Genomic DNA, 2,361 nt, shown 5'->3' with positions numbered 1-2,361 from the left:
CTCAGGCCGCAGTCGGTAACCTCGCGCATACAGCCGGGCAGTGACGTCATCGTCTGCGCGGAAATGGACGAACAGTGGGGATACGTCGGGGCTAAATCGCGCCAGCGCTGGCTGTTTTACGCGTATGACAGGCTCCGGAAGACGGTTGTTGCGCACGTATTCGGTGAACGCACTATGGCGACGCTGGGGCGTCTTATGAGCCTGCTGTCACCCTTTGACGTGGTGATATGGATGACGGATGGCTGGCCGCTGTATGAATCCCGCCTGAAGGGAAAGCTGCACGTAATCAGCAAGCGATATACGCAGCGAATTGAGCGGCATAACCTGAATCTGAGGCAGCACCTGGCACGGCTGGGACGGAAGTCGCTGTCGTTCTCAAAATCGGTGGAGCTGCATGACAAAGTCATCGGGCATTATCTGAACATAAAACACTATCAATAAGTTGGAGTCATTACCTGAAATTTACCCCGAAAATTAAATTGCAGGGAAGGAATAAATCAGTGAACAATTCTGTTGGCCGGGAATGGTGATGTCGCATCATCCCGATTCTTTTATGATTTGAGTTTTGCTCCGGATCAAATTTATTGCCCGTAGTGCGTGTTATAAGCATGGAAAGGTTACATTTCTAAAAATTATAACGCTGACCTGGGGACCGGGAATATGTATTCATTTATCGCACGCCAGCCTATTTTTGACACAAAAATGCAGACCGTCGCTTATGAGCTGCTTTTCAGGGACGGAATGAACAATGCCTTTCCCGATGTTTCACCAGAATACGCCACGTCCAGAATTATTTCTGACCAGTTTTTATGCATCCCTGTTCCCCGTATAGCCAACAATCACAGTTCTTTTATTAATGTGCCGCACCAGATGATCATTAACGGACTGGGCGATACGCTGCCGAATGAAAAAGTGGTCATCGAAATTCTGGAAAATGCAGTCCCGGATGATGCGCTTTTCTGTGCCGTAAAGGATATGCACGACAGGGGTTACCAGCTTGCGCTCGATGATTTCACGATGGATGATGAATGGGACCGCTTTATGCAGTATATTTCTGTCATCAAATTTGATGTCAGAGACAATGACTATGAAGATATCCGGCAATATATCCACAGAAAAAGTCAGCTTCTGCAGGGCATAAAATTCCTTGCTGAAAAAGTGGAAACAAGGGACGAGTTTGAGCTTTACAGCCGGGCGGGTTTCGCGCTTTTCCAGGGATTTTTCTTCAGTCGCCCGGAAATCCTCAGAAATAAATGCCTTTCCCAGAACCCCCTGCCACTCTCCAGGCTGATGATGGAGGTGAACAGGGAAAACCCGGACTTTGCCGCGGTCGAACGTCTGCTTAAAACCGATCTGACGCTGTCATATAAAATCATGCGCTACGTCAGAAACATGCTGTTTAAATCACATGGCATAATTCAGGCGGACAATCTTACCCTGAAAGAAATGCTGATGTATCTGGGGGGCAACGAACTCCGGCGGTTTGTTGCGGTGGCCGCCCTTTCAAATATGGGGCGTTCCGGCATCAGTGAACTTTATCATCTGAGCATGGTTCGCGGAAAATTCTGCGAATTAATTGCCGGAAAAATAAATAATGTTTCATTATCCTATAACGCATTTATATGCGGTCTGTTTTCATTGTTGGATGTCATTCTTGAACTCCCCATGGACGATTTAATTAAACAGATTTCAATCCCGCAAAACGTAACTGCCGCGCTTTGTGAACATAAAGGTGAACTTTTTGACATACTGACCCTGTCGTTATGTTATGAGAAACTTAACTGGGAGGAAACCGCGAAAATATGTAATACCCTCAATATCAGCGAGTTCACTGTTATAGAAACCATGCAGGCCGCAACAAAATGGGCGGACGAGCTCGCCGTCTGTTAAGGATATTTATCACAAGGTAATGACTCCAACTTATTGATAGTGTTTTATGTTCAGATAATGCCCGATGACTTTGTCATGCAGCTCCACCGATTTTGAGAACGACAGCGACTTCCGTCCCAGCCGTGCCAGGTGCTGCCTCAGATTCAGGTTATGCCGCTCAATTCGCTGCGTATATCGCTTGCTGATTACGTGCAGCTTTCCCTTCAGGCGGGATTCATACAGCGGCCAGCCATCCGTCATCCATATCACCACGTCAAAGGGTGACAGCAGGCTCATAAGACGCCCCAGCGTCGCCATAGTGCGTTCACCGAATACGTGCGCAACAACCGTCTTCCGGAGCCTGTCATACGCGTAAAACAGCCAGCGCTGGCGCGATTTAGCCCCGACGTATCCCCACTGTTCGTCCATTTCCGCGCAGACGATGACGTCACTGCCCGGCTGTATGCGCGAGGTTACCGACTGCGGCCTGAG

At 48.4% G+C, this 2,361-nt stretch carries 1 protein-coding gene and 2 pseudogenes; 2 read left to right on the top strand and 1 reads right to left on the bottom strand.

Translation table 11 applies throughout. From position 1 onward, the window contains the following. Positions 1 to 441: pseudogene (locus OGV38_RS09230) on the top strand (IS1-like element IS1B family transposase); the annotation flags it as partial. A gap of 219 nt (positions 442 to 660) precedes the next feature. After that, positions 661 to 1,890, top strand: a complete 1,230-nt coding sequence (locus tag OGV38_RS09225; RefSeq protein ID WP_142710246.1) for an EAL and HDOD domain-containing protein — start codon at positions 661 to 663, stop codon at positions 1,888 to 1,890. Positions 1,891 to 1,920: 30 nt separating this feature from the next. Here OGV38_RS09225 and OGV38_RS09220 read toward each other — a convergent pair. After that, positions 1,921 to 2,361: pseudogene (locus OGV38_RS09220) on the bottom strand (IS1-like element IS1B family transposase); the annotation flags it as partial.

Source organism: Citrobacter sp. Cb080 (assembly GCF_030334745.1).
In the GTDB taxonomy this organism is placed as follows: Bacteria; Pseudomonadota; Gammaproteobacteria; order Enterobacterales; family Enterobacteriaceae; genus Citrobacter; species Citrobacter braakii.
Note: the sequence above shows the minus strand (reverse complement) of the source record. Positions and strands in the feature narration are given on the sequence as shown.